This window comes from Metasolibacillus meyeri (genome assembly GCF_003049505.1).
GTDB lineage: Bacteria > Bacillota > Bacilli > Bacillales_A > Planococcaceae > Metasolibacillus > Metasolibacillus meyeri.
In genome coordinates, this window is the sequence record NZ_PYWN01000026.1 from 24335 (window position 1) to 31880 (window position 7546).

A 7546-nucleotide genomic window follows, 5' to 3' on the forward strand; every position below is an offset into this window, starting at 1 on the left:
TGAGGAGAGCAGATGAACGAGCACAATTTTAATATCGATATCCAAAATGAGCAAATTTTAAATCTTGATGCGGGAGGATTAGGCGCTTTTATTGCGATTACGAATAAGAAAAGAATTGTGATGAATAATCACCAAGTCTTTATTGAAAAGAGATTTGAAAGTCCTTTCATCCGAAATTTTGGGGACGGCCATTTTTTAATTGTTGAATGCCGAACGAATCAAGAAAATAATGCGTATATTTTTACAATAGATGGAGAAGTCAAAAAATCATTTTTCGTTGGCGATGGTGTCAGTGATGTGTTGATTCATCAAAATAAAATAATCGTTGGCTATTTTGATGAAGGTGTATATGGGAATGATGGACCAAATCAAGATGGCCTTGCTGTTTTTGATTTTGAGGGCAAGCAACTTTTTGGTGTGAATTCTTCTGAAAGTAGTGTACATATTGATGACTGTTATTGTATGTGTAAGCATGGAAGCAACAAAGTTTTATTTTACACATATAGTGAATTTGAACTTTCAGAACTTAACCTCGATACATTTGAAATGAAAAGTAAAGTAGCGCCAACAGAAGTAGCAGGTTCCAGTGCATTAGTAAGCTGTAGCAACAAAGTTTATTTCTTTTCTCCGTATGGTGCAGAGCATACAATTTATTTATGGGATATGGAGAAAACCGCAATTTCTACTATAGGAAAATACCCTCAACATTTGCGTGGAATTCACGAGGGGCTGTTTTTAGCTTTTAGCGAAAGTAGCTATACAATAATTGAGCTAAGCTTTTAACAATAAGCAAAGATTGGTATAATAAGAAGGAATAGGAGTTGAACAAATGAACCAACCAAAAATGAATCCAGCATTACTACGTTTACTTGTTATTTTTCCAAATGTTTTAAGCTACATATTATTATTTGGTATCATCGTTTTTATCGCAACAAATTATACGGCATTGCGTGAGGCAGGAGCGTTGATGACATGGGGCATTATTGCCTGTGTGCTTGCACCGATGGCAGGCTACACGACATATTCAATTGTTAAGCGCATTCGAGCGGGGGTTTTATAAAAATGCAGTTGTTTATTGACAAAATGAACAAGGAAAGAGCAAGTGATATTTTAAATTGGCGATATGAAGCGCCTTACGACTTTTACAACAATGAACAAACAGAAGAAGACCTACAAGAATTACTAGATGGCTCCTACAATGCCATTGTTGATGAAAAGCAACAAGTAATCGGCTTTTTTTGCCTTGGTCAAGGCGCACAAGTACCTGCTGGAAACCATGTCGGTGCATATACAGCAAACTGTGTCGATATGGGGCTCGGCATGCATCCACATCTTACAGGCCAAGGCAATGGCTTGAACTTTTGCTCATTGATTGTGCAATTTATTGAAAAAAATTATGAAGGCACACCAATTCGATTAACCGTCGCAAAATTCAATCAAAGGGCCATTCATTTATATGAAAAGCTTGGCTTTGTGTTTGAAACTGAATTTAAAAGTGACATTGCTGAATTTATGGTGATGATAAAAAATGGCCCTGAACAATCATAGTTCAGGGCTATTTTCATTAATCAGCCTTCGGATAATCTTTCTGATTCCAAATATGCGTAGCTTCAAGCTGCTCATCCGTCAGCATAAAATAAACCTTACTTACCTGATTATCAAAACCTGCGCCACGGTCATTGGAGGTAGCATCGACATGACGCCATTTACCATCAACTTTAACTAAGTTCCAAATATGTTTCGTGTCATTGACAATAGCCGACTTTAGTTCACCGTATACCAGCTTTGCCTCAAATCCTACTTCCACTAATAACATATGCATGGCGGACGCATAGGCTTGACAAACACCGCTACCATAGAGGAAAAATCCTGCTGGCGAGTGGTCAGTTACAAGATTGTCATACTCGAAATTATAATCCATCCCTTCGATAATAGCGCGATGGATGATTTCCAGCTTTTCCCGCTCTGATTTGCCCTCAAGCTGTAAAGAAGTGAGAAGGGCATCGCGCTTTGGCAAGATGCTCGCCATTTCGATTTTATTTGTCGTGAAGCGTGAAAATAAATCGAGGAATACGCCTTGCTCAATAGGAACAACTGCAAATTCATAATAAAATAGTGTGCCACCAATCATGTCATGATTAATTCTTAACTTTTGTAGAAGCGCTTCTACATCCTTAGGTGAAAGGTTTTGCCCTTTATAAACAAGCCCGATTTGTTGGTCAAACTGTGTCAGCTGTTTGGCTAAAATGTTCTCAAGTTCATCGGTAGAATTGGCTGTGAAAAGCTCACCGTACACTTGACGAACATAGCGCTTATCTTGTAACAGCTCATCGAGTGACGGTTCATCCACAATTGTTTCTTCAGAGACAAGCGCTTCTTCAACCTCTGTTGTGGCAGTGCAGCCTGTCAGAATCAACAACACTGCCAGCATCCAGCTATTTCTTACCATCCACGTTTATAAACCGCAACAGTTGGCTCGAATGGCACATCAAGCTGTTTTGCCGCACGATACGGGAAATAGGGATCGCGTAGCAACTCACGTCCAATAATAATTAGATCGGCGCCACCATCCTGCAATACTTGCTCCGCTTCGTGTCCAGTTGTAATTAAGCCAACTGCTCCCACCGCAACATTTGCTCCTTCTTTAATTGTTTTTGCAAAAGGCACTTGATAAAGAGGGTAGGCATTAATGATTGCTGGAACAACAGCACCAGATGATACATCGACTACATCGACCCCTTGTGATGACATCCAACGAGCGAATTGAATAAAATCTTCAGGTACTAAGCCGTCTTCTGTATAGTCATGTGCGGACACACGTACAAATAATGGACCATCCCAATTTACGCGAATTGCATCAATAATATTGCGCAGCAGACGATAGCGATTTTCTGTGCTCCCACCGTAGCTATCTGTCCTTTTATTTGTTAATGGTGATAAAAATGTATTCACTAAATAGCCATGTGCCGCATGGATTTCTAACACATCAAAACCGGCTTGCTGTGCGCGAGCTGCTGCATCAGCAAAAGCTTGTATGACCGCTTCGATATCTGCAGTCGTCATTTCTTCAGGTGTGTGATAGTTTTCGTCAAAGGCAAGTGCGGAAGGTGCTACTATGCGTCCACCGACTGTGGATTTGCGACCAGCATGCGCTAATTGAATGGCAATTTTTGCGCCATATGCATGTGCCTGTGCAACAATTGCGCTTTGCCCTTCGATATGATGATGATTCCAAATACCAAGGTCATTCGTAGAAATCCGTCCTTCAGGTAAAACGGCCGTTGCCTCTGTAATAATTAAGCCGACGCCACCAACCGCACGTGAGCTGTAATGTGTTAAATGAAATGGCTGTACTTCGCCATCCACATTTGCTTCATACGTACACATTGGTGCCATTACGATACGGTTTTTTAATGTGATATCTCTGATTGTATAGCTTTCAAAAAGTTTGACCATAAGAAAGACCTCCTAAATGCCCTTAGCTAACTCTCTCGAACGTGCCGTGGCACTTTTCACACAAGCGGCAATCGTTGCTGCTAGCTCATGTTGTTCAAGTGCACGTATGCCCGCTTCTGTTGTGCCACCAGGGCTTGTTACTTTATGTCGAAGCACTGCTGGCTCCTCATTACCAGTTTGCATCATTGCGGCTGCTCCTGCAAGTGTTTGTACCATTAAGGAACGAACAACATCCTGCTGTAAGCCAACTTCCTCAGCCACTTGCTCAAATGCCTCAAGCAAATAATAAATATAGGCAGGACCGCTACCAGAAAAAGCTGTAACTGCATGGAGCTGCTCTTCCTCTACCTCAACCACTGTGCCAATCGCCTCAAGCATTTTCAAGCAATTTGCACGTAACTCTTCCTCAACAAGTGCATTAAATGTTACGCCGCTTGCGGACATCCCGATTGTTGCGGATGTATTCGGCATGATGCGTGCAATAGGGCGATTCCCTAAAGATTCGCGAATCGTCGCAATTGGAATGCCTGCCAATACTGAAAAGACGGCTGTATGCGAGCTTAAAAATGGGGCAATAGATGCCATCGCTTCTTTTGCATCCTTTGGCTTTGTCGCAAGGATAATACAATCTACTTCACTCAGCATTTCTTTATTTGGTAAAATGTGCACACCGTATTTTTCCTTAAGCTCCTCTAAACGCTCTTGCTCACATTTATTTGTAATATAAATTTGTTCCTGTGCCACACAACCTTTATCAATCCACCCTTTAATAATAGCTTCCGCCATAGCCCCTGCACCGATAAATGCGATTTTTTCCATTATAAACTCCTCCTTATTTGCTGAATCAAAATAAAAAAGCGCTCCCGTCCTTAAAATATAAGGACGAAAACGCTATAGTTTCCGCGGTACCACCTTAGTTCACATTCAAAAAATGTGCCACTTCGCCTTTTAACGCAAAGGACAACGGTTATGCTTTACATAACGGGCTCGAAAGTAGGTTCAATAAATAAAGTGGGGATGTTGCTTGCACCAAATGCAACACTCTCTAGACACCGTTTATTTATTTACTTGGCTTTGTTAACGCCTTAATATTTAGAATACTCAAATTATATGGGGCGGAGTTAGGAATGTCAACCTTTTAACGTGACGAATTGTGAGAAAAGTTGTAAAATATGATGAATAGTCATTCATTTTGGGGGAATTATCAATGAACATACATAAAATTGTACTACCAACACCGTATGCAATTGGTGATGTCAATGCCTTTTTAGTAAAGGGGGATGCTTTAACATTATTTGATGCAGGTCCGAAAACGGAAGAGGCGTATGTGGCATTGCAGCATGGCATACGTGAGGCGGGGTACGACATGCAAGATATTGAACAAGTGGTATTAACACATCATCATCCAGATCACGCAGGGTGGGTAGATGCGTTTCCAAAGGCAGACGTGCTAGGGCATCGCTATGTGGATTATTGGATGCGTCAAACAGCAGATTTTTTACAATATCGTGAGAGTTTTTATCGCCGAGAACTAGAGCAGGAAAATGTGCCACAGGAAGATATTGCGCGCATTCTTGATGCAAGAGGGGAGCTTGAGTTATTTGGCACACGCCCCTTAACACAATTTATTAATGACGGGGATGAAGTACCAGGGCATCCAAATTTAATCGCACATGAAACATTAGGGCATGCGCAGAGTCACTTTATGTTTGTAGAGGAACACACAGGGCAGGCGATTGGTGGCGATTTATTGCTAGAAAAGGTAGCGAGCAACCCACTAGTTGAGCCACCAGTGGATTTACAAGGAGATAGACCTAAATCACTTCTTCAATATAATGCCTCGTTGAAAAAATTGCAGCAAATGAATATCGCAACATTGTACACGGGGCATGGTGAAGCGGTCACAGAAATCAATTCCCTTGTTACAGCGCGTCTGGCAAGACAGCATGAGCGCGCGATGTATGTTTTACAGCTAATGGCGGAACATCATAATGTATACGATTTAACGAAAGCCTTATTTGGCAAAACATATGCCAAGCAACCTGGGCTAACTTTATCGGAAACATTGGGGCAGCTTGATTATTTAGTTGAAGAAGGCTATGCACGTAGTGAAATGCAAAATGGAGTGGAGATTTATAGACAGGCATAAAAGGGGGCTCACGATGAAGAAAACTTTATTGTTATTCAGCGTTTGTTTACTCCTCGTTGCATGTACAAATAAAGAACCGGAGTTAGCTGCTGAAATTATCATTACCGATTTGACGGAGGAGCAATTTAATACAGTCGGGGAAGTAGGCGATGCGACAAAGGATGATTTCAAAAAGCTCGCATTCAACTTTACAATGAAAAATAGCAAAAATATTGAGCGAGAAATTACGATGTTTCAAGATTGGAAAGGCGTATTGAAAGAGCACTATTGGACAGGTAGTGTTCGTGATAATTTGACAGAGGATACGGTTGAATATCATACAGAGATTATTGTTTACGCAAAAGGATTAAGTGAAAGCGATTTACAAGAGCTGTTTGGAGACGCACATATTCATGTGCAATGGAAGCAAAATGATGAAACGTATAGTGAAAATATCTTTTTAAAAGATATGATTACCTATCAATAAGAAAAAGCACAGAGCGCATTCTGTGCTTTTTTCGGTGGATTAAACCGCCATTGCAGGACCGAAGAATTCGTAGTTGACGTTTTCTTCTGGTACTTTTAAGTCACGTAAAAGGCTGATAACGTGTTGCATAAATGGTGCTGGTCCACATAAGTATACTTTGCTATCATCTTTTAATAAGTTTTCAAGTTGGTCTTTCGTCACAAAACCTTCTTCATCAGAGAACATTGCTTTGTACGTACCACCAATTTCATCTACCTTTGCAGAAATTGTTTCTGTAAATGCTGCTACCTCTTTGTTGCGTGCACATTGTAGGAATGTTACTTCACGTTCTTCGATTGTTTGTAGCATGCTGTTTAATGGCGTTACACCGATACCGCCACTTACGAATAATACAGGTGCATCACTATTATCTAGTGTGAACACACCAGCTGGTGCACTGACATCGATTTCTGTGCCTTGCTCATAGCCAGTGTGTAAATAGTTGGACACGATACCTTTTGGATCATTTTCATGTTTTACAGAAATGCGGTATTCGTTTTGATTGTTCGCTTCAGACACAGTATATTGGCGATTCATTAAATATTTTTCACCTGGAATCGACATGCGTACTGTAATATATTGACCTGCTTTATATGCTGGCAAAGGCTGGCCATCAACTGGTGCTAAATAGAAAGAAGTAACTAAATCGCTTTCTTTTTCTGTGCGCACAATGTTGAATGGTTTGAATAAACGCCAACCACCATCTTGTTCTGCTTCTTTAAATAAATCCTCTTCTACTTGAATGAAAATATCTGCGATGACACCGTAAGCTTGTGCCCATGCATCAATAATTTCATCTGTTGCTGCATCACCTAATACTTCTTTAATCGCTTTTAGTAAATTTTCACCTACGATTGGGTAATGTTCTGGTAAAACACCTAAGCTGCGGTGCTTATGTGCAATTTGCATGACTGTTGGTACGATGGCTTGTAAGTTATCGATATACATTGCTGCTGCTAAAACTGTATTTGCTAAAGCTGTTTGTTGACGGCCTTGCTCTTGATTTGAATGGTTAAAAATATTTAATAATTGTGGATTGTCACGGAACATATTTTTATAGAACGTTTTTGTAATTGTCACACCGTACTCCTGAAGTGCAGGAACCGTTGCTTTAATTGTATCAATTGTTTGTTGTTGTAACATATAAGTCACGTCCTTTTCTTTTGATAAGCCAACTATAAGCTCAAAGTGATTTTAAAGCAATATTAAAAATACATCTTTAACAAAATGGACACAAATGTAGTATTTAAAATACATCTTTTATCCCGCATTAACGGACAGTAATGTTTTATGTATCGAAAGCGTAGCGTCAGATACAAGATATCCACCTCAAGACTTGAGAAAAATAAAAAGGGTAGGTGGGCGATAACTGTCCGTAAAAGCCCGATTGAGGCCAACATGATGTTGGTCACACAAGCGTTTTCACAGGATGTGAA

At 40.3% G+C, this 7546-nt stretch carries 9 protein-coding genes and 1 other annotated feature; of the genes, 5 read left to right on the forward strand and 4 right to left on the reverse strand.

Going from position 1 to position 7546, the window contains the following annotated elements:
- Nucleotides 1–12 precede the first annotated feature (12 nt).
- The 3 genes from C9J34_RS04100 to C9J34_RS04110 are packed head-to-tail and all read left to right on the forward strand — an operon-like array spanning nucleotide 13 to nucleotide 1548.
- Complete coding sequence (locus C9J34_RS04100) at nucleotides 13–783, forward strand: hypothetical protein (protein ID WP_107838591.1); 771 nt, start codon at nucleotides 13–15, stop codon at nucleotides 781–783.
- Nucleotides 784–829: 46 nt separating this feature from the next.
- Nucleotides 830–1060, forward strand: a complete 231-nt coding sequence (locus C9J34_RS04105) for an acyl-phosphate glycerol 3-phosphate acyltransferase (protein ID WP_107838592.1) — start codon at nucleotides 830–832, stop codon at nucleotides 1058–1060.
- A 2-nt stretch (nucleotides 1061–1062) separates the two neighbouring features.
- Nucleotides 1063–1548, forward strand: coding sequence for a GNAT family N-acetyltransferase (locus tag C9J34_RS04110; RefSeq protein WP_107838593.1), 486 nt, complete (start codon nucleotides 1063–1065; stop codon nucleotides 1546–1548).
- Nucleotides 1549–1564: 16 nt separating this feature from the next.
- Here the strand turns inward: C9J34_RS04110 and C9J34_RS04115 are convergent, their stop codons facing one another.
- Genes C9J34_RS04115 through proC form a run of 3 tightly spaced genes read right to left on the reverse strand, consistent with a single transcriptional unit; the run spans nucleotide 1565 to nucleotide 4275 of the window.
- Nucleotides 1565–2419: a transglutaminase domain-containing protein gene (locus C9J34_RS04115; RefSeq protein WP_193768883.1), complete on the reverse strand. Its 855-nt coding sequence runs from the start codon at nucleotides 2417–2419 to the stop codon at nucleotides 1565–1567.
- A 23-nt stretch (nucleotides 2420–2442) separates the two neighbouring features.
- Nucleotides 2443–3456 (reverse strand): NADPH dehydrogenase NamA, encoded by a 1014-nt coding sequence (namA, locus tag C9J34_RS04120; RefSeq protein WP_107838595.1) that lies wholly within the window; start codon nucleotides 3454–3456, stop codon nucleotides 2443–2445.
- A 12-nt stretch (nucleotides 3457–3468) separates the two neighbouring features.
- Nucleotides 3469–4275, reverse strand: coding sequence for a pyrroline-5-carboxylate reductase (gene proC / locus C9J34_RS04125; RefSeq protein ID WP_107838596.1), 807 nt, complete (start codon nucleotides 4273–4275; stop codon nucleotides 3469–3471).
- A gap of 56 nt (nucleotides 4276–4331) precedes the next feature.
- Nucleotides 4332–4546: a binding site (T-box leader), on the reverse strand.
- Between the two features lie 117 nt (nucleotides 4547–4663).
- Between proC and C9J34_RS04130 the strand changes: the two genes are divergently transcribed.
- Together C9J34_RS04130 and C9J34_RS04135 are read left to right on the forward strand one after the other, a co-directional pair.
- Nucleotides 4664–5605: an MBL fold metallo-hydrolase gene (locus C9J34_RS04130; protein WP_107838597.1), complete on the forward strand. Its 942-nt coding sequence runs from the start codon at nucleotides 4664–4666 to the stop codon at nucleotides 5603–5605.
- A gap of 13 nt (nucleotides 5606–5618) precedes the next feature.
- Nucleotides 5619–6071, forward strand: a complete 453-nt coding sequence (locus tag C9J34_RS04135; protein ID WP_107838598.1) for a hypothetical protein — start codon at nucleotides 5619–5621, stop codon at nucleotides 6069–6071.
- 39 nt (nucleotides 6072–6110) lie between these two features.
- Here the strand turns inward: C9J34_RS04135 and hmpA are convergent, their stop codons facing one another.
- A complete protein-coding gene (gene hmpA / locus C9J34_RS04140; protein WP_107838599.1) occupies nucleotides 6111–7253 on the reverse strand; it encodes an NO-inducible flavohemoprotein in 1143 nt (380 codons plus the stop codon).
- Nucleotides 7254–7546 lie beyond the last annotated feature (293 nt).

Bases quoted from the DNA above. Each gene is read 5' to 3' on its own strand.
- C9J34_RS04110 (WP_107838593.1), top strand. From the start codon at position 1,063: ATGCAGTTGTTTATTGACAAAATGAACAAGGAAAGAGCAAGTGATATT.
- namA (WP_107838595.1), bottom strand. From the start codon at position 3,456: ATGGTCAAACTTTTTGAAAGCTATACAATCAGAGATATCACATTAAAA.
- C9J34_RS04100 (WP_107838591.1), top strand. From the start codon at position 13: ATGAACGAGCACAATTTTAATATCGATATCCAAAATGAGCAAATTTTA.
- hmpA (WP_107838599.1), bottom strand. From the start codon at position 7,253: ATGTTACAACAACAAACAATTGATACAATTAAAGCAACGGTTCCTGCA.
- proC (WP_107838596.1), bottom strand. From the start codon at position 4,275: ATGGAAAAAATCGCATTTATCGGTGCAGGGGCTATGGCGGAAGCTATT.
- C9J34_RS04105 (WP_107838592.1), top strand. From the start codon at position 830: ATGAACCAACCAAAAATGAATCCAGCATTACTACGTTTACTTGTTATT.
- C9J34_RS04135 (WP_107838598.1), top strand. From the start codon at position 5,619: ATGAAGAAAACTTTATTGTTATTCAGCGTTTGTTTACTCCTCGTTGCA.
- C9J34_RS04130 (WP_107838597.1), top strand. From the start codon at position 4,664: ATGAACATACATAAAATTGTACTACCAACACCGTATGCAATTGGTGAT.